Origin of the sequence: Mucilaginibacter kameinonensis (genome assembly GCF_003675385.1) — a bacterium.
In the GTDB taxonomy this organism is placed as follows: domain Bacteria; phylum Bacteroidota; class Bacteroidia; order Sphingobacteriales; family Sphingobacteriaceae; genus Mucilaginibacter; species Mucilaginibacter kameinonensis.
In genome coordinates this window covers 204,092-225,199 of the sequence record NZ_RCWZ01000005.1, presented here as the reverse complement: position 1 = coordinate 225,199, position 21,108 = coordinate 204,092, and the positions used below count along the sequence as shown (strand labels likewise).

The 21,108-nt window shown below is 40.8% G+C and carries 22 protein-coding genes; 15 read left to right on the top strand and 7 right to left on the bottom strand.

Going from position 1 to position 21,108, the window contains the following annotated elements; genetic code table 11:
- The first annotated feature begins 134 nt into the window (after positions 1–134).
- The 11 genes from EAH55_RS24070 to EAH55_RS24020 all read left to right on the top strand — a co-directional run bounded on the left by EAH55_RS24070 (position 135) and on the right by EAH55_RS24020 (position 12,824).
- Positions 135–332 carry a cold-shock protein gene (locus tag EAH55_RS24070; protein WP_091207011.1) on the top strand — a complete coding sequence of 66 codons (198 nt, stop codon included), beginning with the start codon at positions 135–137 and terminating at the stop codon, positions 330–332.
- A 126-nt stretch (positions 333–458) separates the two neighbouring features.
- Positions 459–1,691, top strand: a complete 1,233-nt coding sequence (locus tag EAH55_RS24065) for an MFS transporter (RefSeq protein WP_121811904.1) — start codon at positions 459–461, stop codon at positions 1,689–1,691.
- Positions 1,692–1,968: 277 nt separating this feature from the next.
- Positions 1,969–2,883 carry an oxygen-dependent coproporphyrinogen oxidase gene (gene hemF, locus EAH55_RS24060; RefSeq protein WP_121811903.1) on the top strand — a complete coding sequence of 305 codons (915 nt, stop codon included), beginning with the start codon at positions 1,969–1,971 and terminating at the stop codon, positions 2,881–2,883.
- 30 nt (positions 2,884–2,913) lie between these two features.
- Positions 2,914–3,312 (top strand): hypothetical protein, encoded by a 399-nt coding sequence (locus EAH55_RS24055; protein ID WP_114937869.1) that lies wholly within the window; start codon positions 2,914–2,916, stop codon positions 3,310–3,312.
- A gap of 162 nt (positions 3,313–3,474) precedes the next feature.
- Complete coding sequence (gyrA, locus tag EAH55_RS24050; RefSeq protein WP_121811902.1) at positions 3,475–6,066, top strand: DNA gyrase subunit A; 2,592 nt, start codon at positions 3,475–3,477, stop codon at positions 6,064–6,066.
- A 5-nt stretch (positions 6,067–6,071) separates the two neighbouring features.
- Positions 6,072–7,190 carry a tetratricopeptide repeat protein gene (locus EAH55_RS24045; RefSeq protein ID WP_112575520.1) on the top strand — a complete coding sequence of 373 codons (1,119 nt, stop codon included), beginning with the start codon at positions 6,072–6,074 and terminating at the stop codon, positions 7,188–7,190.
- A gap of 5 nt (positions 7,191–7,195) precedes the next feature.
- A complete protein-coding gene (locus EAH55_RS24040) occupies positions 7,196–8,458 on the top strand; it encodes a tetratricopeptide repeat protein (RefSeq protein ID WP_121811901.1) in 1,263 nt (420 codons plus the stop codon).
- Positions 8,459–8,959: 501 nt separating this feature from the next.
- A complete protein-coding gene (locus EAH55_RS24035; RefSeq protein WP_121811900.1) occupies positions 8,960–9,820 on the top strand; it encodes a glycosyltransferase family 2 protein in 861 nt (286 codons plus the stop codon).
- Between the two features lie 189 nt (positions 9,821–10,009).
- Positions 10,010–11,098: an Ntn hydrolase family protein gene (locus EAH55_RS24030; protein WP_208644924.1), complete on the top strand. Its 1,089-nt coding sequence runs from the start codon at positions 10,010–10,012 to the stop codon at positions 11,096–11,098.
- 7 nt (positions 11,099–11,105) lie between these two features.
- Entirely contained in the window at positions 11,106–11,909 is an 804-nt protein-coding gene (locus tag EAH55_RS24025; RefSeq protein WP_121811899.1) for a phytanoyl-CoA dioxygenase family protein, read from the top strand.
- 120 nt (positions 11,910–12,029) lie between these two features.
- A complete protein-coding gene (locus EAH55_RS24020) occupies positions 12,030–12,824 on the top strand; it encodes an SDR family NAD(P)-dependent oxidoreductase (protein WP_121811898.1) in 795 nt (264 codons plus the stop codon).
- 76 nt (positions 12,825–12,900) lie between these two features.
- Here EAH55_RS24020 and EAH55_RS31045 read toward each other — a convergent pair whose 3' ends face one another.
- Positions 12,901–13,101 (bottom strand): hypothetical protein, encoded by a 201-nt coding sequence (locus tag EAH55_RS31045; protein ID WP_146750144.1) that lies wholly within the window; start codon positions 13,099–13,101, stop codon positions 12,901–12,903.
- 200 nt (positions 13,102–13,301) lie between these two features.
- Between EAH55_RS31045 and EAH55_RS24015 the strand changes: the two genes are divergently transcribed.
- From EAH55_RS24015 to EAH55_RS24000, 4 genes are read left to right on the top strand one after another with little or no spacing between them, the layout of a single operon-like run.
- Complete coding sequence (locus tag EAH55_RS24015; RefSeq protein WP_244228340.1) at positions 13,302–13,745, top strand: DUF4442 domain-containing protein; 444 nt, start codon at positions 13,302–13,304, stop codon at positions 13,743–13,745.
- A gap of 8 nt (positions 13,746–13,753) precedes the next feature.
- Positions 13,754–14,212, top strand: a complete 459-nt coding sequence (locus EAH55_RS24010; protein ID WP_208644923.1) for a GNAT family N-acetyltransferase — start codon at positions 13,754–13,756, stop codon at positions 14,210–14,212.
- A 13-nt stretch (positions 14,213–14,225) separates the two neighbouring features.
- Positions 14,226–14,858, top strand: a complete 633-nt coding sequence (locus EAH55_RS24005) for an AlbA family DNA-binding domain-containing protein (protein WP_114938518.1) — start codon at positions 14,226–14,228, stop codon at positions 14,856–14,858.
- 52 nt (positions 14,859–14,910) lie between these two features.
- Positions 14,911–16,293: an MATE family efflux transporter gene (locus EAH55_RS24000; RefSeq protein ID WP_121811896.1), complete on the top strand. Its 1,383-nt coding sequence runs from the start codon at positions 14,911–14,913 to the stop codon at positions 16,291–16,293.
- On the opposite strand, the gene EAH55_RS23995 is transcribed toward EAH55_RS24000, so the two are convergent.
- The 6 genes from EAH55_RS23995 to EAH55_RS23970 are packed head-to-tail and all read right to left on the bottom strand — an operon-like array spanning position 16,290 to position 21,098.
- A complete protein-coding gene (locus EAH55_RS23995) occupies positions 16,290–17,192 on the bottom strand; it encodes a histone deacetylase family protein (RefSeq protein WP_121811895.1) in 903 nt (300 codons plus the stop codon). The two genes, EAH55_RS24000 and EAH55_RS23995, sit on opposite strands and share 4 nt — an antisense overlap.
- Before the next feature lie 5 nt (positions 17,193–17,197).
- A complete protein-coding gene (locus tag EAH55_RS23990; protein WP_121811894.1) occupies positions 17,198–18,052 on the bottom strand; it encodes a bestrophin family protein in 855 nt (284 codons plus the stop codon).
- Between the two features lie 12 nt (positions 18,053–18,064).
- Positions 18,065–19,348: a kynureninase gene (gene kynU / locus EAH55_RS23985; protein ID WP_121811893.1), complete on the bottom strand. Its 1,284-nt coding sequence runs from the start codon at positions 19,346–19,348 to the stop codon at positions 18,065–18,067.
- Positions 19,349–19,372: 24 nt separating this feature from the next.
- Complete coding sequence (locus EAH55_RS23980; RefSeq protein ID WP_121811892.1) at positions 19,373–19,975, bottom strand: DNA-3-methyladenine glycosylase; 603 nt, start codon at positions 19,973–19,975, stop codon at positions 19,373–19,375.
- A complete protein-coding gene (locus EAH55_RS23975; RefSeq protein ID WP_121811891.1) occupies positions 19,972–20,622 on the bottom strand; it encodes an alpha/beta hydrolase in 651 nt (216 codons plus the stop codon). The genes EAH55_RS23980 and EAH55_RS23975 overlap by 4 nt, the downstream gene beginning before the upstream one ends.
- Positions 20,622–21,098 carry a GAF domain-containing protein gene (locus EAH55_RS23970; protein ID WP_121811890.1) on the bottom strand — a complete coding sequence of 159 codons (477 nt, stop codon included), beginning with the start codon at positions 21,096–21,098 and terminating at the stop codon, positions 20,622–20,624. Before EAH55_RS23970 ends, EAH55_RS23975 begins: the two co-directional genes overlap by 1 nt.
- Positions 21,099–21,108 lie beyond the last annotated feature (10 nt).

The following is a 21,108-nucleotide window of genomic DNA, read 5'->3' as shown; positions in this document are numbered from 1 at the left end:
TTGGTTTATTTAATAATTTTATATATTTGAGGGAAGCGGGATATCTATTCCTTCTGAACATATAAACCTATTTTATTTTTCAGTTTGGTTTTAGTTGATCTTAACACGAATTTTTTATTACGATTATTATAATTATGAAAACTGGAAAAGTAAAATGGTTTAACACACAGAAGGGTTATGGCTTTATTATTACCGAAGAAGGTAAAGATCTTTTTGTACACTTTAAAGACGTTCAGGGTGGCGTAAATGCCATTAAAGATAACGACAGCGTTACATACGATGTTGAAGAAGGCAGAAAAGGATTACAGGCAGTTAACGTGAAAAAGGTATAAAATATATAAAGCTATTGAACAACATTTACTCTCATAACCCCTGACCTCACAGGGGTTTTTTTATGCCGATTTTTTTGCTTTTGTTTATACAAATCTCCTACATTAGCCAACCAATTTTTACACTTTATGACCGATACTACCAATGCCAAAGCTACAAGGAATGCTGTTTTCTTGGTACTTGTTGCTTCACTTGGCTATTTTGTTGATATATATGATCTTTTGGTTTTTTCGATAGTCCGAATTCCCAGCCTTAAGGATATTGGCTTAAATGCCCAGGAAATAACCGATAAGGGGCAATTTATCATAAGTATCCAAATGTTTGGATTGTTGCTTGGCGGGATCATATGGGGCATTGTGGGTGATAAGTTGGGGCGTATTAAAGTACTATTTGGTTCTATATTGCTTTATTCCATCGCCAACTTTGCTAACGGACTTGTACATGACGTAAATACTTACGCCATTGTTAGGTTTATTGCTGGCCTGGGGCTTGCGGGCGAGCTTGGCGCAGGTATTACTTTAGTTAGTGAAACATTGAGTAAGGAAAACCGCGGCTACGGAACCATGATGGTTGCTGTTATAGGCTTGTTTGGAGCTACTGCCGCTTATGCGGTAGCCAAATTTGGCTGGCGCAATGCATACTTTGTAGGCGGTGGGTTAGGAATTTTATTGTTGCTGCTTCGTGTTGGTACTTTTGAATCGGGCATGTTCAAAAATGTTGAGAACAGCAACGTATCCAAAGGCAACATGCTCATGTTGTTTACCAATTGGGAACGGTTAAAAAAATACCTGTATTGTATCCTGATAGGCGCACCGCTTTGGTATGTGGTAGGTGTACTGATCAGTTTTTCGGATAAGTTTGGTGCTGCTTTAGGCGCCAAAACTATCATCAAACCAGGTGACGGTATATTTTACAGTTATATAGGTATTGCTATTGGTGATATTGTTGCAGGCCTGCTGGCCCAGGTTACCAAGTCGCGGAAATTAACCATGGCTGTGTTTCTAATACTTTCATTGGTAAGTGTGCATTTTTATCTCAGCGACAACGGTATTACACCCGAGCGCTTTGCCGTATTAAGTTTCTTTATGGGCTGTACAGTAGGCTACTGGGCAACTTTTGTAACCATCGCCTCAGAACAGTTTGGCACCAATATCAGATCGACGGTTACTACCACGGTACCCAATTTCGTGCGCGGTTCATTAATCCCAATAACTGTTGCCTTTAACGCGTTTAACGCTAAATATGGATATATTAAATCGGGATATATCATGATGGGCATACTTACAGTAGTGGCGCTGTTTTCATTAAGCCAGTTAAAGGAAACTTTTGGTAAGGACTTGAACTATGTGGAGATAAGCTAAATCAGCCAGGTGTTCAACTTTTGAAAAACGTGTGTTCCAAAATACTCCGTTTGTCATAAGGTAAAAATTAACGCATTGATCATCAACAAGTTGCATTTTGTGCGACAAAACCATGAACATATAAAACACTGATTATCAGATATCCATTTTTTACCAGGTGTTCATACATAAAAAAGTTGAACACTTTCTATTATCGTCTGTTGGATATAGAAGTGCGCATTCGCACTTAAAAAAGCCCATCCACGGCAATTCCCAAAATTCATTACTTTTACAGCCTATGATCAGCAAAGAACAAATAGCCGAAGATTATAAGCAAATACAGGACGAGATCTGTGCCGCGCTTGAAAAGTTAGATGGTGTAGCAAAATTTGAGGAGGAGATTTGGGAGCGTGAGGGTGGAGGTGGAGGCCGTACCCGGGTTATTCAGAATGGTAAGATCCTGGAAAAAGGAGGTGTTAATTTTTCGGCGGTTCACGGTCATTTACCCGATACCATGAAGCGTGCGCTTCAGGTTGAACAGGATGATTTTTTTGCTACCGGTGTTTCTATCGTGATCCATCCTAATCACCCGCTGGTGCCAATCATCCATATGAACATTCGTTATTTCGAAATGCCATCAACCATGGGCGATAGCCAAAAGCCTGTTCGCTGGTTTGGTGGTGGTATTGATTTAACCCCGCATTACGTATTTGAAGATGATGCCCGTTTTTTCCATAGCGGCTTAAAAACAGTTTGCGATCAGTACTACGAAGATTTTTATCCTCGTTTTAAAAAATGGGCCGATGATTACTTCTTTATCAAACACCGCAACGAAACCCGGGGCATAGGCGGCATATTTTATGACAGGCTCACCGCCAATGATGAGTTGAGCTGGGAAGATATCTTTGAGTTCTCTAAATCGGTTGGTCGCTCGTTTGCGCCGCTTTATGCCGAGCTCGTAAACCGCAATCGCGATAAATCATTTACTGAAGACCAGCAGCTGTTTCAATATCAACGCCGCAGCCGTTATGCAGAGTTCAACCTGGTTTATGATGCGGGTACCAAATTTGGCCTGGAAACCAATGGCAGGATCGAATCGATATTGATGAGTTTGCCGCCTACAGCTAAATGGCTTTATGACTACCATCCGGTTGGTGGCAGCGAAGAAGAAAAAACATTATCTTTACTAAAAAAAGGTATAAACTGGGCGTAGCAAAAACTTAGCCCGGTGCAAACATCATCTATGAAGAAGCTTTTTTTACCTGCAGGTATACTACTGCTATTATGCTCTTTTAATTTGGCCGATAGTCCGCTGAAAGGCAATTGGGAGTATCGGGGAGGAAAAATTAACGGCAAGCTTGACGCGGCACCTACAGCTTATAAATTACAACGGATTTATGACGATGAGCATTATAATGCTAAGGTGATAGAAGAGGGCGAAGAGACCGTGGTATATGAAAAAGGCGATTACCAACTCAAGGAAGATACCTGCTTTGAAACGCAAACCTATTGCATGCAGGAGTCAAAACTGCTTAACAAAACCATAAAATACAACTATACAATCAGTAACGACACCCTTAAACTGTTATCGGTTTTGCCCAACGGCAATAAGGTTGAAGATTATTGGGTAAAAGTTAAATAAACCCAGATTAAAGTAACAAAATTGTTTGATCTGCGACCATACATTAGCATGGTTTATTGCTACTAAGTTGGCGCAATCCCAAGTATTTTTTTAACTTCGCAGGTCGTTGAAAAATCAATTTTAACACGCAATTATAAGAGAAGGTTCTACAAATAATCAAAAATGGCTGAAGGAACAGAAAACGATAATTCACACGCAGAAGACAGGATAATTTCGATAAATATTGATGAGGAAATGCGATCGGCCTACATTGATTATTCAATGTCGGTGATTGTTTCCAGGGCGTTGCCCGATGTCCGCGATGGACTAAAACCGGTACACAGGCGTGTGCTTTACGGTATGCTTGACCTGGGTTTAACTAATAACAAGCCCTATAAAAAATCTGCCCGTATCGTGGGTGAGGTGATGGGTAAGTATCACCCGCACGGTGATAAATCGGTGTACGACACCATGGTACGTATGGCCCAGGAGTGGAGCTTACGCTACTTACTGGTTGAAGGCCAGGGTAACTACGGTTCTGTTGATGGTGACGAACCGGCGGCAATGCGTTATACAGAAGCGCGCTTACAAAAGCTTGCTGAAGAGATGCTTGCTGACATCAACAAAGACACTATTGATTTCCAGTTAAACTTTGACGACTCGCTGCAGGAACCAACCGTACTGCCATCTAAATTCCCAAACCTTTTGGTTAACGGAGCTTCGGGCATCGCGGTAGGTATGGCTACTAATATGGCTCCGCATAATCTTTCGGAAGTTATTGATGCTACTATGGCATTAATCGATAACCGTCAGATAGAGATTAGCGAGTTAATGAAATATGTAAAAGGTCCCGATTTCCCTACAGGTGGTATTATTTATGGTTACGATGGCCCGCGCGAAGCGCTGGAAACCGGTCGTGGCCGCGTAGTTATCCGTGCCCGTGCCGAGATAGAAACTTATAATGGCGAACGTGAGCGCATTATTGTAAGCGAAATACCTTACCAGGTAAATAAAGCTTTAATGATTGAGCGTACTGCCGAGTTGGTGAACGAAAAGAAACTGGAAGGCATATCAGCCATTCGCGATGAATCAAGTCGCGAAGGTATCCGTGTTGTTTATGAGATTAAACGTGACGCCAACGCAGCTATTGTATTAAACAACCTGTTTAAATATACTGCGCTTCAAACGTCATTCAGTGTAAACAACATCGCCCTGGTTAATGGCCGGCCAATGCTGCTTAACCTGAAGGACCTGATCCATCATTTTGTTGAGCACCGCCATGAGGTTGTTGTGCGCCGTACTAAATTTGAGCTTAACGAAGCCGAAAAACGTGCGCATATCCTTGAAGGTTTATTGATCGCATTAGACCACCTTGACGAGGTTATCCGCCTGATCCGTGCTTCGCAAACACCAGATGAAGCAAGGGAAGGCTTGATGAGCAGCTTTGGTTTAACTGATATCCAGGCACGTGCAATTCTTGATATGACCTTAAGGAGGTTAACAGGACTTGAACGTGATAAGATCAAAGACGAATACGCCGCTTTAATGAAACTTATTGAGCATTTAAAAAACATCCTGAGCGATGAAGGTTTAAGGATGCAGATCATTAAGGATGAGTTGCTTGAAGTCAAAGAAAAATATGGCGATGAGCGCCGCACCGAAATGGTTCACTCTTCTGCCGAAATGCAAACTGAAGACTTCATTGAGGACGAGGACGTAGTAATCACCATCTCACGTGAAGGTTATATCAAACGCACGCCACTTACAGAATACCGCAGACAAAGCAGGGGAGGAAAAGGCGCTATCGGCAGCAACAGCCGTGATGAGGATTTCATTGAGCATTTACTTATTGCCTCAAATCACAATTACATGTTGTTCTTTACCGAGTCGGGACAATGTTTCTGGCTCAGGGTATTTGAAATACCGGAAGGCACACGGACATCAAAAGGCCGTGCAATCCAGAATATCATTAATATCCCTAAAGAAGAGAACATCAAGGCATACATCAAACTGATCTCGCTTAAAGATCAAAATTACCTTGAAAACAACTTCATTATCATGTGTACCAAAAAAGGTACCATCAAGAAAACCTCACTTGAGGCTTATTCACGCCCGCGTTCAAATGGTATTAATGCAATCAACATCAATGAAGGCGATTCATTGCTTGAAGCAAGCTTAACCAGCGGAAGCAGCGAGATTGTGATGGCACTTAAATCAGGTCGCGCTATCCGTTTCAACGAATCAACCGTAAGGCCAATGGGACGTACAGCTACCGGTGTTCGTGGTATTACACTTGACGACGAAAACGACGAGGTAGTTGGCATGATAGCTATCGACGACGCGGAAACAACAGTATTGGTAGTATCAGAAAAAGGCTATGGTAAACGTACCGATATTGAAGACTATCGTGTTACCAACCGTGGCGGTAAAGGTGTAAAAACACTTAATATTACTGAAAAAACCGGAAACCTTGTTGCCATAAAAGGTGTTACAGATAAGGAAGACCTGATGATCATCAACAAATCGGGTATTATTATCCGTATAGCTGTAAGCGAATTAAGGGTGATGGGCCGTGCAACACAAGGTGTTAGGCTGATAACGCTTAAAAACAATGATGAGATAGCTTCAGTAGCCAAAATTGAGCACGACGAAGACGAGGAAGTAAAAGAAGGCGATGAAAATGCTGAAGGCTCTGATACCGAAGCCGAAAATACAGGCGACGGTGATACAGCTGAAAATGGTGCAGAATCATCAACTGACAATACAACAGAATAACAAATATGCACTACCGCAAGATCATTTTATCGGTTTTAATTACAAGTTTTACTACAACTTTTGCCTTCGCCCAAAAAGAAGCGCTTAAGGTTGTAGTAAATAACCTGGCTTTTTATAAACAGAAAAGCGACCTGAAGTATTTGGCAGCCGCCAAAAAATCTGCAGATAGTTTGATCATTACTAAGTCAGACACGGCTGATATTGAAAAGAACCTTTACAGGGCTATAGTTAATTCAAGTATCCTGTATATCGATTCGTTGAACAAACTTGGAATGCCGGCAGATATGCTTGATAAAACAACCAAACTGGTTGACAGGCTTTCGGGAATGAATAAAATTTTCAAATATCAATCAGAACTTGATTATACCAAGCGGTGCCTGGCAAATGTTTATATACGCAAAGGTTTTGAGGCGGTAAATAATTCGGATTTCCCAAATGCCAAAACTGCATTTGAAAATGCAAAGCGGTATGCTCCGGGGATGAACCAAATCAATACATACATAGCCTTTGCTAATAACAAAGCAGGTAATTTGCAGGATGCGGCTAAATATTATACGACAATGCTCCAGGTTGATAGTGCCCGCACCGAGTATATCGAAACAGCATCCAATATCTATAAGTCGTTAGGGGATACGACCAAAGCTTTGCAAATCCTTCAAAAGGGAAGAAAGATTTTACCCAATGACAGGTTCTTATTACTTGACGAAGCCAATATCTACAACAATAAGAAAAACTATAAAGCGTTAGAGCCCCTAATTGGCCCTTTACTTGATATTAATGCAAATAACGCCGATATTGCGTTCGTTGCAGCAAATTGCTACGATCATTTAGATAAATTTGATCAGGCAGAATCTCTTTACCTGCACGCGATTGAGTTAAGCGGAACATATTTTGATCCGGTATTTAATTTGGGCTTATTATATTTAAAACAAAGCGCAACCACAAAAGGGGAGAAGAGCATCCAGGACCTGGGCAGGGCGATACAATGGCTTGAAAAGGCTAATGAAATTTCGCCAAACAATGCAAACAGCTTGCAGGCTTTGCAATTGGCATACGCGAAAACTAATAACCAGGATCAGTTAGACAGAATAAACAATAAACTAAAACAGTTAACCAATCAATAATAATCATGAAAATCAAATTTTTGATGGCGGGCCTGTTAGGCTTGGTTTCAGCGACAGCCTTTGCACAAAAAGGTGAATTAAACACGGCAAAAGAAGAGTATGAAAAATATTCGGGCTTAAGGGGGCAAGCGGCAATGGCATCAATGGCAGGCAAAAGCCTTACTACTGCAAAAGAGTCAATTGACAAAGCATCAGCCAATGAAAAAACCGCCACATTGCCACTTACTTACGCTGTAAAAGGTTCAATTTATTCAGCGTTAGCTGTTCAGGACACTGTGCCAACTACCTCATTACCATTGTTTACCACTGCTGAAGAAGCTTTAAGAAAAGCTAAAGAAGTTGATACAAAAGGGGAGAATAAGAAAATGATTGATGAGGCGTATTTAAACCTGGCTCAATATCAATTAACTAAAGGAGTTAAAGAATACTCGGCGGGTAAATATGATCTTGCTTACAAATCATTTGACTTTTACCGCACTGTATTACCTGAAGATACCAATGCTATTTATTATACAGGCCTTGCTGCTGCAAACGGTAAAAATTATCCTGCTGCAATTTCAAACTACAGCAAACTGGTAACCACAAAATATTCAAAAAATGCAGGTGTTTACCTTGATCTTTCTTCATTATACCTTGCAAGCAAAGACACTGCAGGTGCGCTTAAAACCGTATCGGAAGGTGTAAGCAAATATCCTGCAAACAGCGAGCTTCGCAAACGCGAAATTGAAATCAGCCTTCAAACAGGAAAAGAGAAAGAAGTTACCGATAAGATCCAGGCAGCTTTAGCAAATGATCCTAAAAACAAAACTTTGTATTATTACGCTGGCTTAACTTACTCACAAACAGCTGACAACTACGCAAGAGAAGCTGCTGCTACCAAAGATGCTGCTGCAAAAGCAAAATTACAGGCGTCAAAAGCAGAAGCATATACTAAAGCTGGTGAAATGTATAAAAAAGCTTTAGAAATTGATCCAAACTATTTTGAAGCTAATTTAAATTACGGTTACGTGATACTTAACCCGGCTATTGATGCTTACAACGCTGCTAACAAATTACCAGCCAACAAACAAAAAGAATATGACGCTGCAATTGCTAAAGCTAAAGCTCAGTTTGAGCAAGCTAAACCATATTTAGCAAAAGCTGTAGAACTTCAGCCAAAATCACTTGATGCATTACAAAATTTGAGAACCTATTATTTAGGTGTTAAAGATGATGCTAACGCTTCAAAATTAAAGGCTCAAATTGATGCATTACCAGCCAATCAATAATAAAACAAATAAGAAATAAAAAGAGGGGCCTTGAAAAAGGCCTTTCTTTTAAAAACACTATTTAACATAATGTTAATTATATGAATTTTATTCAAGGTGAATTTATAAGACATTCCTGATCCGACGTTTCGCGAGGATTTCACGTGTTCACACGTAAAATTTACACGCATGCACACGTGTGTAAACTAAATGAAATGTAGTTTACAATTTCAGAATCAATCAGGCACGCGAGGCAATTAATGAATATCAATTAGATATATTTGATATAGCAAAATGCTGTATTAGCCGACTCGCAATTATTGATTTTGATCGAAGCTTAAGTGTAATTTGAAAGCTGTTTTGACATCGTAAGCTTTCCCGATTAAACAAATAATGTGAGTCTTATGGCGAAGCACTGTGCAGTTCTCAAAGCAATGCATAACTAATTATTGCATTTAACCGATAGCAACAACGGTAACAAGAAAACCAATTATATAAGCCTAAATTATTTTTATTCCCTTTATGATTACAAACCAGGATTTGATGGTTAGTGTTTGTTGTACTACATATAACCACAAAGATTTTATAGCCCAAACTATTGAAAGCTTCCTGATGCAGGAAACTAATTTTCGGTATGAAATTGTTATTGGCGATGATTGCTCAACAGATGGCACAACTGAAATAGTGAGATCGTACAAAGAAAAATATCCGGATAAAATCAAAATAATCTACCCAGAAAAAAACCGCGGCGCCCATCTGAATACCATTAATAGCTTAAACGCTTGCGAAGGCAAATACATTGCGCTTTGCGATGGTGACGACTATTGGACAAACCCTCAAAAACTGCAAAAACAAGTTGATTTTCTGGAAAACAATCCCGAATATGTCATTTGCTGTCATTATACAAGGGTGATTGATATCCATAACAACACGCTTAACGTGGAAGAAAATCCGGTTCCGCTTGAATACACTTATCATGATTTATTGGTTGGCAGACAGGCCGAAACTAAAACAGCAACACTTGTTTACCATAATATCCCTCAAGTGCACGAATTATTCCAGACAAATTGGTATTCGAGCTGTTACGCGGCAGATAAATTCTTCAAACTTTTCGCCACATTCAATACCGGTCGTAAAATATATGTGATGCCCGAGGTGATGAGTTGTTACCGGAATCATGTTGGAGGTGTTTGGAGCATGATCAAAAATGAAGCCCGAATGGAGATGGTTATCAGTGATTTCAATTTGATTATCAGGCGTTTTCATTACCGCGGGATGCAAAAGAAAATGCTTCTGCTGTTATATATTAAAAGATATATCCTGTTTGAATTGAGCCGATATCGCTTACGCAAAGCTTTTGATACCGTAAAATATCTGCTTTAAACTAATTTCTTAATTTCCATTTACTGTCACATTAAAACCTGCTTGCGCCCTATTCGGCGCCTGGCCTGGACAAACCTTTTCCTTTTTTTTAAGCACCCCCAGCAGTCATTCACCATGACTGATCAATATACCCCTGCCCTCCCCCGGGCTTGTAATTAATACCCATTACAGACAACTAAAAATCTACACATGAGCTACCAAAATCTCACTATACGCAATAGAAAAGACTGGGACGACTATATTAACCGTTCATATGCGCACGAGGGGTTTCATACCTGGTATTATCATTCACTAAATACCGAAGGCGAGCCGCTTTTATTTGTTTATGAAGAAAAAGAAATATTTATAGCGCTACCAGTGATTAAAAGAAAGATTGAGAATTCCGCATATTTCGATATGACTTGTGTGTATGGTTATGCCGGGCCGATATCCAATATTAAGCTTACAGATTTATCAAATATAACCACTACACAGTTTAAAGCTGCGTTTCAAAAATTCATGGACGATGAGTCGTCAGTTTGTATCTTTTCAAGACTGCATCCTTTTCTAAATCAACACTATCTCTTGGAAAATATTGGCGGCATCAAAGATAATGGGACAACATTATATGTAGACCTTGCCATGCCTGTAGAAGATCAGAGAAACGGATATGACAAAAGACTTGGCCGGCAAATAAGAAGCCTGCGAAAAATGGAATACATTATAAAAGAAGCAAATAGCCTTCAGGAAATTGAAGACTTTGCCGAAATGTATTATAAAAACATGGACCGCCTGAATGCTTCAGCCGTTTACTACTTTGATGTTCAACATTTCGTAAATCTTCTTAATGAGGAGTATATGAAAAATAAACTCGTATTAATATATGACGGCCCCAATCTTATGTGCGGCGCAATCATTTTAATATCCGATGAAATTGTCAGAAATCATCTTTCCGCAACGTCACCAAATTATCTGAATATCTCTCCAAGTAAATTATTAACAGATGAAATAAGCCTTATCGGTAGAAGATTAGGTAAAAAAATCTTTCACCTTGGCGGCGGGGTTGGCGGCAAAGAGGATTCTCTCTTCAATTTCAAAAAGCTTTTCTCTACGCTGCAGGTGAAAGACAGAATCTGGTGTTATGTTAATAACGAAGCTGTTTATAATGATCTGGTTGTAAAATCAGGTGTTGACCCTAATGATGAAATCAAATTCTTTCCACTATATCGTCATCCTAATAGAAAAACACAAGCAACTGTTACAGAGCCCGAAACCACCACAATTGAAAACCTTAATTAACTGAGAAATGAAAAATAAGTTTAATTATTCCGATGCTAACCTCGACGTATTTGATCAGGTAATGAATGAATACGGATGGATTATATATGAAGATGCCCTGGATGACGCCTTCGTTAATGAAATAACGGATTCGTTAGTGCCAGCGTACAACGTCAGGCGTAAAATTCAAATCGCAAATGGTATAGGCGACAATATGAACGGAACGCTGCACCACCTTGTTGAACGGGAAAGATTTTCGTTGAAGTTTCTTGAACGAAAATACTGTGCGGATCAGATACAACATTTTTTAAAGGGAAATTACATCATAAACTCTTTAGGAGCTGTCATTAACCTAAGAGACGAAAAACCCTATGTACAAAATATCCACAGGGATATCAGGAGTTTTACCGGAGATTTTAAAGTGATGATTCAGATGATGATAACTTTAGATGAGTTCACTCCCGAAAACGGATCAACCTATTTTTTAACAGGATCGCATAAAAGCGACGAAAAACCGGAGAGTGATTTCTTTTATGCCAATGCAGATCGCGCTAATACAAAAAGAGGCAGTATTATTTTATTCGACTCGAATTTGTGGCATGCTGCAGGTAAAAATTATACTGACTCAACACGGCGCACCTTAACCATGGCCTTTACTAAGCCCTTCTTCAAACAACAGCTTGATTACCCAAGATTTTTGGGTTATGATTTTGGTGAAGGACTTAGTGACGATCTCAGACAAATTCTGGGTTATAAATCGCGTGTACCGGAAAACTTAAATGAATATTATCAGCCTGTCGAAAAAAGAATGTACCAGCCGGGCCAGGGTTAAATTCAATCAAACTCTGCCAATAACTACGTCAATTGTCAATGTTGTTTAATCTTTTGATTTTAAAAACTGCTAAAGCTAACAACGGTATTACACTTGTGTTATCAAAGCAAAAATAAAATCATGAACCTTAAACTTAATGACAAAACAGCGCTGGTAAGCGGATCAACAGCCGGTATTGGTTATGCTATCGCAAAATCTTTAGCCAATGAAGGTGCTGCTGTATATGTAAATGGCCGTAATCAGGCTAAAGTAGATGAAGTTGTTAAAAAGCTAATTACTGAAACTGGCAACGATAAAATTAAAGGTATTGCTGCCGATTTTTCAGATGTCAAGCAAATCGATGCGCTGATAAGCAGCTTACTTGAAGTTGACATCCTTGTAAACAACGTTGGTATTTTTGAGCCTAAACCGTTCAATGAAATTCCAGATGCCGACTGGCTAAGATTTTTTGAAGTTAATGTTTTAAGCGGCATTCGTTTGTCACGCGCTTATTTTGATAAGATGCTTAGCAAAAACTGGGGCCGTATAATTTTTATCTCCAGCGAATCTGCATACCAGATCCCTGAAGAAATGATCCATTACGGAACAACCAAAACCGCCCAGATTGCAGTTGCCCGCGGTTTAGCCGAACTTACAAAGAATACAGGAGTTACTGTTAATACTGTTTTACCAGGGCCAACTTTATCTGAAGGTGTTGGCGACTTTGTAGAAGCTTTAGCAAAAGGCCAGGGATTGACTAATGCAGAAGTAGAAAAAGATTTCTTCATCAATGTACGCGGCACTTCCTTATTGAAACGCTTTATCACAACAGATGAAATAGCCAATTTGGTTGCTTATGTGGCAAGCCCGCTGTCTGCTGCAACCAATGGCGCTACTTTGCGGGCCGATGGCGGCGTAATAAAAACGGCTTTCTAAAATTTAAGGTCAGAAACAAGCATAAAAAATCCCGGTTGGTGAAATACCCAACCGGGATTTTTTATGCCTTACCAAATTACATTTTTTTGGTTGTGTCTTTCTTGGTTGTGTCGGTTTTTGTGGTGTCCGTAGCTGCCGGTGCCGGAGCGCTTTGACTTGTTGAATCCATTTTTGTGCTATCAGATCCATCGCCGGCTTTTTTTTCTGAGCTACAGCCGGTTGCAATTGCGCCGACCATTGCCGCGACAAGTGCGAAACTTAAAAATTGCTTTTTCATAGTTATTTGCTTTAGATTAATTTATTCTGAACCATACTATAAACCAAACTTTGGACGTATTGTTTACCACTTATTTTCTATTTTCTCATCTTTTTATTTATACACATAGGCCCATTTGATCCACAATTAAGGGGCTTTGATTAAATTTTTTCTGATATTTAAGCGCTATGGTAGTATCCGAAGGATTATTAAAATGGATAATGCGATTCTATCCCCCTCTCCTGTTCCAACGTATCTGGGTAGTTAAGTTTAGCGGTGGTTATCGTGGTGTCGAGGTAAGAATCAGGAAAAGCTTCCTTAACAATAACTACAATAATACAATTTTTGGAGGCACTCTTTTTTCAGCTGCCGATCCTTTTTATCCGCTGCTCTTTCATCAAATATTTAGTCGCAAAGGCTACAAACTCATGGTTTGGTCAAAATCGGCAACTATACGATACGCAAAACCAGCTGCAACAAATTTATCATTTAGTATTAACCTGACAGATAATGATATAGCACACGCAGAACATGTTTTAAATACCGAAGGCAAATTTATTCGCTCCTTCCCTATTGACATTTACAATAAAGATGGCGAAATATGCGTATCGCTCATGAACGAGATTTATGTGCGAAACTTAAACTTTATTGATACTACTATATAAATATACTGATGACTGTAATTATGAATGACGAAGCTTTTGAAAAAAAAGGCTTTATGATCTCAACCGATAAAAATCTGCTCAATGTTGATGTTATTTATGATTACCTGAATAATGAATCGTATTGGGCTAAAGGTATTCCGCGGCAAAAATTGGCCAGGGCCATTGAAAATTCCATGTGTTTTGGCATCTATCTTAACGGCGAACAGGCAGGCTTTGCGCGCGTAGTTAGTGATAATGCTACATTCGCCTATATCTGCGATGTGTTTGTGCTGCCTGCCCATCGTGGTAAAGGCCTTTCTAAATGGCTGGTGCAAACAATTGTTAAACACCCGGATTTAAAGGGCTTAAGAAGATGGTCGTTAGCTACCAAAGATGCCCACAACCTGTACAGTCAGTTTGGATTTTCACCAATATCCCGTCCGGAAACCTGGATGGAAATCTTCACACCATATATTAAGCCTCAATAACTAACAAATGGCTATGAACAAAACAAACGTTAAAAAGCTGATTTTTGATGGAGAAGGCGTAAGTGTCGACTTTAAAAAAACAATAACCAGCTGCGAAAAAATAGCCCGAACAATGGTATCCTTTGCTAATAACAAAGGTGGTAAACTGCTTATTGGCGTAACCGACGATGGCACAATAAAAGGTGTAAAATCTGACGACGAGGAACGGTACATGATTACAAAGGCGGCTCATTTTTTTTCCAGACCGGCACTTGAGCCAGTTTTTGAAGAGGTATATTTTGATGAAAAACTGGTACTTGTTGTGGAAATAGAAGCGAGCGACCTGAAACCTCACTACGCACTTGCCGAAGATGGAAAATGGTGGGCTTATGTCCGCGTAAAGGACAAGAGTGTACTGGCCAGTAAAATTGTGCTGGAGGTTTTAAAACGTTCGTCCAATGATCAGGGTGTTTTAATTGAATATTCTGACAGCGAGAGAACCTTGCTCGGCCATCTTGAAAAAGTTGGGCGCATTACGATAAAAGAGTGCAGTGAACTACTTAAGGTCGGTCGCCGTCGTGCTCAGAATGTACTTGTCGACCTGATATTATCCGGCCTGATCAAGATTAACACAACCGAGAAGGAAGAATTTTATACAGCCTGCTGACTTTTGTGTGTTTGTGAATAGTTACTTTTGGGCTCCTGTTGCCTGAGTAATTATGAGATCTGTTTACCAAAAATACAAGCCTTATTATCTTGAAAGCCTTAAACTGGCTATCCCCGTAATTATATCAAACGTTGGCCATACGGCCGTTCAAATGTCTGATACCATTATTGTGGGCCATTTTGCCGGCACTGTTTCACTCGCGGCGGTATCAATGGTAAACAGTCTGTTTATGGTTCCGCTGGTTATCGGCATGGGGGTCTCTTATGGTTTAACTCCACTTATAGCTCAAAACAACGGACGCAAAAATCATAAAGAATGTGGGTTGTTGCTTTCTAATAGCTTATTTCTGAATATGCTGAGCGGCGTCATTCTGTTCTGCGGTATTTACTTTGGCACCATGTTGCTTATTGGTCATCTCGACCAATCGCCTGAAGTTGTGAAGGAAGCTAAACCGTATTTATTTCTGCTTAGCTTGTCCCTCATACCCTTGCTTATCTTCAATACTTTTAAACAATTTGCCGAAGGTTTGGGCTTTACCAAGCAAGCCATGATGATATCCATCTGGGGGAACATCATTAATATTTTATTGGGGATAACCTTTGTCAAAGGCCTGTTCGGCATACAGCCGATGGGTATCAGAGGTGTTGGTTACAGCACACTTATCGACCGCTGTGTGATGGCCATTGTTATGGCTATTTATGTTTTCCGGTCAAAGAACTTCAAAACATATCTAACGGATTTTGCTGTAAAAAATATAGATAGGATCCGCGGCATTCAGATCATGAAAATTGGTGCGCCTGTTGCAATGCAGTATACCTTTGAGATCAGCGCATTTGGCGGGGCTGCTTTGTTAGTAGGCACCATTGGCGTTGTAGCCCAGGCGGCGCACCAGGTAACTATCACCATGGCCTCCATGACATATATGATGGCAAGCGGTATCGCGGCAGCAGCGGCCATTAAATCGGGGAACTATTTTGGCGTAAGCGATCATCGGAATTTAAGGCTGGCTGCTATTTCTAATTACCACATTGTATTGCTATTTATGAGCTTTACTGCTTTGATATTTGCATTAGCCAGAAACTTTTTACCATGGATAATTACATCCGATAAAGAGGTTATAGTCATTGCATCACAGTTACTTATCATAGCAGCTTTCTTTCAGTTATTTGACGGTGCACAGGTTGTTGGCCTGGGTGTATTAAGAGGCATGGGCGATGTAAATATTCCGACGGTAATTACCTTTCTGGCTTATTGGGTGCTTGGATTACCTATCGGCTACCTGCTCGGTATTAAATTTAATCTCGGGGTTTATGGTGTTTGGTACGGTCTTGTGCTTGGTTTAGCGGCAGCATCGATACTGTTGTTTATACGATTTAACCGGCTTAGCAAAAGCCAGAAAATAAAGCCTGCTGTGCCGATAATAGCAAAAGACTAAAAATAAAGATCGATGGCGGCTTTAAAGGTATTGCAGTGTGCGTTTACAATATCTCTTATTTGAGGCGAATAACCACCTCCCATGCTTACCTGTAGCGGGATGCTGTGTTTAATGCATTGTTCAAAAACAAACTGATCGCGGGCCTTGCATGCCTCTTTGCTCAAAGCCAGTTTTCCCAACTTATCGGTAGCCAAAACGTCCACTCCGGAAAGGTAAAAAATGAAGTCCGGCTTTTGTTGTTCAATTAACCGGGGCAAAGTATTTTTAAGAATCCCAAGAAATTCCTCATCGCTTACACCGTCCTGTAGCGGAATGTCCAGATCAGAGCGTTCCTTTCTGTAGGGGAAATTATTAGCCCCATGCATAGAGAATGTGAACACCCTTGGCTCCTTTTCAAAGATCTCGGCAGTGCCATTACCCTGATGAACATCTAAATCAATGATTAAGATAGATTTAGATAAACCACTATTTAATAAATAATTAGCAGCAATAGCCTGGTCGTTCAATAAACAAAACCCCTCGCCCCAGTTACTGCCTGCATGATGGGTACCACCGGCTACATTAAACGCGATACCGCTCTCAAAAGCATACCGACAGCCATCAATTGTACCCTTTGCAATCCTGATTTCACGCTCCACCAATCGTGCCGATAAAGGAAACCCGGTACGGCGCTGCTCTTTTGGCGGTAAGGTTAAATCACGCAATTGATGCCAGTAATCTTCGTCATGAGTACGAATGATAATATTCTCCTCAGGCATATCCGGTGAAAAGAGATTGTCTTTATTGATCACCCCTTCGTGCAGCAACTGTGCCGGGATCAGCTCGTATTTCAGCATCGGAAAACGATGCCCTTCTGGTAGTGGATGCGCGTAAATTTGGTCGTAGGCTATCTTGAGCATAACGCTTATCCTATCAACTCTCCTATATGCTTTTGAATATTGTCACAAATGCTATCCAAAGGTAAGTCATTAGCATCGCGACCAAAGGGATCTTCAATTTCTTCAGCCAATAACTCAATACTTGCGAAAACAAAAAGCACAAAAGCAATTACGGGGATAATAAAATACTTTAGGTCAAAGGCCCAGGTAAAGGGCAGGGTCATGATATAGGTGAAGATAAACTTCTTAATGAACACGTTATAAGAAAACGGAATAGGCGTTTTCTTGATACGCTCACAAGCACCACAAATATCTGTAAAAGAAGTAATTTCAGCAGTTATACTAAACAATTGCTCCGGATTTATAACACCTTCTTTGTTAAGCCTGTAAATGTTTTTGATCATCTCAGATGCTACCTGGTTAGGCACATGCTTTTTAGCGTCAATAGCAATGAATGACTGATCTTCGGGAACATATTCATCCCGTAAATGGTCGCGCAGCACCCTGGAATACAGAGGAATAGCGTAGTTAAAAAAGGCGAGATCATTTTCGCCTATCAGATGCTTTAACTTGATAGCAAGGTTACGGCTGTTATTAACCAGGCTTCCCCAGATCTTACGCCCTTCCCACCAGCGATCATAAGCCGAGTTGATCCGAAAAGCGAGCAGCAATGAAAACACAAAACCAATTGTCTGATGAATAAAGATCACTTTCCTGAGTATACTTGTTTCAGGCAGTTGCCAAAAATCAATAAGCAAATAAGTGACTACACCAGAATAAGCACCTACAGCAAGCATCAGCGGGAATAACTCGCGAAGCGTTTCGGCTTTGTTTATTTTAAAAATGAATGAAAACCATTCCTTGGGATTGTAATAGACCATATTTGCAGGATTTTAAACAGCTTTAAGTGCATCAGCCATCAATCTGGCTGCTTTGTAAACGTCTTCAAATGTATTATAAAGCGGTACAGGGCTCAGGCGGATCACGTCGGGTTCACGCCAATCGCCTATAACGCCATTTTGTGAAAGGTAATTAAAAACAGCCCTGGCGTTATGCTTGCAAACTACCGAAAGCTGACAACCACGGGCAGCTGGATCAGCAGGCGTAATGATACTGTAAACCTCCTCTTCCTGCTGTTTATTGATCTCATGAATCAAAAACTCCAAATAGGCTGTTAAACGAAGACTTTTTTCGCGCAGGATATCTAACCCACCGGCATCGTCAAAAACAGCCATAGAAGCCTTAAATAGCGCGAGAAGCAAAATCGGAGCAGTACTCACCTGCCAGCCAGCAGCGCCGGCTTCAGGATCGAAGCCCGGAGCCATTAAAAACTGCTTATCACGGCGATATCCCCACCAGCCGGCAAACCTGTTCAGCTCTTTACCGGTAAAATGTTTCTCGTGCACAAAAATACCGCTTATGCCACCAGGCCCCGAATTCATGTATTTGTACGAACACCAGCAAGCAAAATCAACTCCCCAGTCGTGGAGCTGAACAGGCACATTTCCCGCGGCATGCGCCAGATCAACACCTGCATAAGCTCCCGCTTCGTGAGCCGCGTCTGTTATGGCTTTCAGATCAAAGAACTGACCGGTGTAATAATTGATCCCACCAAACAGCACTAAAGCGAGCTCGTTTTTGTTTTGATCAATGACATTGACAATATCTTCAGTGCGTAAAGTAATCTCGCCCTCACGTGGAAAAATCTCGATTATAGCGTCTTTGGGATCATAGCCATGAAACCTCACCTGACTTTCCATAGCATACTGATCTGAAGGGAACGCCCCTCCTTCCATGACAATCTTAAAACGTTTATGATCTGGCTTATAAAAACTTACCATCAATAAATGAAGGTTTACTGTAAGTGAATTCATTACAGTAACTTCATTTTCCCGCGCCCCTACAATGCAGGCAATTGAACCTGTAAGAGATTTATGATAGTTGAGCCATGGATCGTCGCCCTGAAACCAACCTTCAACCGCGAGGTTTTTCCAGTTGGCTAACTGATCGGCCAGATACTGTTGCGCCGAGGCGGGTTGCAAACCAAGTGAATTACCACAAAGGTAAACCGCATCTTCGCCGTTGTGCTGAGGGATCAGGAAGCGGCTTCTGAAGTCCCTTAACGAATCCTGCTCATCCAGTTCCCGGGCAAATGCCAGATCATTTTGATAGTTCATTCGCCAATATTACAAAATTGAAGCTTATTTATTAGGCTTACTCACGTAAACATTGCCTTTTACAAAGAAGCGATACGGTAGCAATGCATCTTCTGCCGCATAAGCCACGCCAATACGCGGGCCAGCTTTTATTTGTTCGTCAAGAAAGTGCAAACCACGATCTTCAATCCATATTGTATCGCCTTGCAAACTAAAAGCATTAATGTTACGTGAAATTCCCAAGGCTTTAGCCACAGATCCGGGGCCAGCGGTAATATTTGGCTTCAACACCGGCATATTGCGCCGTACCTGCATAGCTTCTATTCCATCAGTTGGCTGAATGGCCCTGATAAGAATAGCCTGTGGGCGCCCTTCAACAGAAGTGACGATGTTGAACATTTCATGAATACCATAGCAGAGATAAACATAAGCTATCCCACCCTGCATAAACATGGTTTTTGTACGGGGAGTAAGGCGGTTGCCAAAAGCATGCGAAGCCTTATCTACAACACCATTATAAGCCTCTGTTTCAACAATATATCCGCCAGTAATTACACCATCGATACAGGTAAATAAATACTTGCCCAACAAATCTTTACTGATGCTCACAACATCATCCCCGAGGTAATAACTTTCAGGTAATTTCATTTTTTCAGGATTCCCTTCAATAAATTATTGATCTCTGTTGCTTTGTCGAAGATCATGATATGCGTGCCGCCTTTAACAATGGTAGCACCTTTTATTCTTTTATAATCAAACACAAGGTCTTTATCGCCGGTGATATGATACAGATTTGGCGGGATAACCTCGTTCTTCCAATGCAGAATGGCGTACATAGCCCACTTCATAAACACGGGTGATGATTTTCTGAGCATATCGCCAAATAGCCATGCATCCTCTTTACTCATGTGCCCAAACAATGGTTTTACCATACCTCCCATTGAATTGAATACCTTGCCGGGGATAAGTTTGTAAATGGGAAGCGTGCGGAAGAGCTTAAAATACCGTGGAGCTTCGTCATTTGTCTTGATACTGGAGATCAGAATAACCTTTTCAACCGGGATAAGCTTAGCAATTTCTACAGCAACAACTCCGCCCAGAGAGTTACCTGTCAGTACTGAATTTTCCTGTATATCATATTGATAAATAAGCTTTTGAGCATAGGTAATTAAAGTATCATTCAAATCAGGTTCTACCCAATCAACCACAATTACTTCGTGCTCATCACCAAGGCTTATATTATTGTAAACGCGCGTATCCGCACCAAGACCGGCAATAAGATAGATTAGGCTCATTAAAAATTGATAAGCTTTACAATTTGCTCAAGATACTGCGCGTCGGTTTCATTGAACTGATCGAGTAATTCGCTGTCTACATCAAGAACCGCAACAACAACGCCGTCTTTAAATACAGGCACCACAATCTCCGAACGTGAAAGCGAACTACAGGCGATATGCCCCGGGAATGCTTCAACATCGGGCACAACCAGCGTTTTTGCCTGTTGCCATGCCGATCCGCAAACACCTTTTCCTAAGCCAATGCGGGTACAGGCTACCGGACCCTGAAACGGCCCCAAAACCAGTTCATTTTCTTTAACCAGGTAAAACCCAACCCAGAACCATTTAAACTGCTCCTTTAAAGCTGCCGCAACGTTGGCCATGTTGGCCACCAGGTCAGGCTCGCCGTATAGTAAAGCCTCAATTTGAGGGATAAGCGTGGTATATTGTTCAACTTTATCAGTTGATGTGTTTATTGATAGATCCTCTGCCATGACGCAAACT

Coding starts and splice junctions, on each gene's coding strand:
- EAH55_RS24070 (WP_091207011.1), top strand. CDS start 135: ATGAAAACTGGAAAAGTAAAATGGTTTAACACACAGAAGGGTTATGGC.
- EAH55_RS24065 (WP_121811904.1), top strand. CDS start 459: ATGACCGATACTACCAATGCCAAAGCTACAAGGAATGCTGTTTTCTTG.
- hemF (WP_121811903.1), top strand. CDS start 1,969: ATGATCAGCAAAGAACAAATAGCCGAAGATTATAAGCAAATACAGGAC.
- EAH55_RS24055 (WP_114937869.1), top strand. CDS start 2,914: ATGAAGAAGCTTTTTTTACCTGCAGGTATACTACTGCTATTATGCTCT.
- gyrA (WP_121811902.1), top strand. CDS start 3,475: ATGGCTGAAGGAACAGAAAACGATAATTCACACGCAGAAGACAGGATA.
- EAH55_RS24045 (WP_112575520.1), top strand. CDS start 6,072: ATGCACTACCGCAAGATCATTTTATCGGTTTTAATTACAAGTTTTACT.
- EAH55_RS24040 (WP_121811901.1), top strand. CDS start 7,196: ATGAAAATCAAATTTTTGATGGCGGGCCTGTTAGGCTTGGTTTCAGCG.
- EAH55_RS24035 (WP_121811900.1), top strand. CDS start 8,960: ATGATTACAAACCAGGATTTGATGGTTAGTGTTTGTTGTACTACATAT.
- EAH55_RS24030 (WP_208644924.1), top strand. CDS start 10,010: ATGAGCTACCAAAATCTCACTATACGCAATAGAAAAGACTGGGACGAC.
- EAH55_RS24025 (WP_121811899.1), top strand. CDS start 11,106: ATGAAAAATAAGTTTAATTATTCCGATGCTAACCTCGACGTATTTGAT.
- EAH55_RS24020 (WP_121811898.1), top strand. CDS start 12,030: ATGAACCTTAAACTTAATGACAAAACAGCGCTGGTAAGCGGATCAACA.
- EAH55_RS31045 (WP_146750144.1), bottom strand. CDS start 13,101: ATGAAAAAGCAATTTTTAAGTTTCGCACTTGTCGCGGCAATGGTCGGC.
- EAH55_RS24015 (WP_244228340.1), top strand. CDS start 13,302: ATGCGATTCTATCCCCCTCTCCTGTTCCAACGTATCTGGGTAGTTAAG.
- EAH55_RS24010 (WP_208644923.1), top strand. CDS start 13,754: ATGACTGTAATTATGAATGACGAAGCTTTTGAAAAAAAAGGCTTTATG.
- EAH55_RS24005 (WP_114938518.1), top strand. CDS start 14,226: ATGAACAAAACAAACGTTAAAAAGCTGATTTTTGATGGAGAAGGCGTA.
- EAH55_RS24000 (WP_121811896.1), top strand. CDS start 14,911: ATGAGATCTGTTTACCAAAAATACAAGCCTTATTATCTTGAAAGCCTT.
- EAH55_RS23995 (WP_121811895.1), bottom strand. CDS start 17,192: ATGCTCAAGATAGCCTACGACCAAATTTACGCGCATCCACTACCAGAA.
- EAH55_RS23990 (WP_121811894.1), bottom strand. CDS start 18,052: ATGGTCTATTACAATCCCAAGGAATGGTTTTCATTCATTTTTAAAATA.
- kynU (WP_121811893.1), bottom strand. CDS start 19,348: ATGAACTATCAAAATGATCTGGCATTTGCCCGGGAACTGGATGAGCAG.
- EAH55_RS23980 (WP_121811892.1), bottom strand. CDS start 19,975: ATGAAATTACCTGAAAGTTATTACCTCGGGGATGATGTTGTGAGCATC.
- EAH55_RS23975 (WP_121811891.1), bottom strand. CDS start 20,622: ATGAGCCTAATCTATCTTATTGCCGGTCTTGGTGCGGATACGCGCGTT.
- EAH55_RS23970 (WP_121811890.1), bottom strand. CDS start 21,098: ATGGCAGAGGATCTATCAATAAACACATCAACTGATAAAGTTGAACAA.